This window comes from Photobacterium sp. R1, from assembly GCF_054600795.1.
The window spans coordinates 1-305 of the sequence record NZ_BAAHZP010000365.1 but is presented as its reverse complement, the minus strand read 5'-3'; the positions used below and the strand labels follow the sequence as shown (position 1 = coordinate 305).

At 48.9% G+C, this 305-nt stretch carries 1 protein-coding gene; it reads left to right on the top strand.

What is annotated here, in order from left to right:
- Window positions 1-45: 45 nt before the first annotated feature.
- The coding region (locus tag ACYP03_RS25445) for a hypothetical protein (protein ID WP_459782598.1) at window positions 46-305 on the top strand (260 nt) is incomplete at its 3' end.

Genomic DNA, 305 nt, shown 5'->3' with positions numbered 1-305 from the left:
AAATTTCTTATTGCCGTATTGTTCGCATGGGTAACAGCGCCCGTTATGGCCGCATGCAATCTGAGTATTGAGCAGTATGTTTCCATTGAGATTGAGTCACGCCAGCATACGGTGGATGGAATGGCGCAACGCCTGATCTTGCTACAGCAACAGGCCAATGTGGATTTGATGTATGAAGCCGACTCGGAGATTGCGCAGAAAGTGAATGCAGCCTTCGCACGTTATGATTGTTCACCGGCAGAACATGCGCGTTTTGGCGTTGTGCATGAAGGGGATATTACCGTTTATCTGCTGTCTCATCCGGA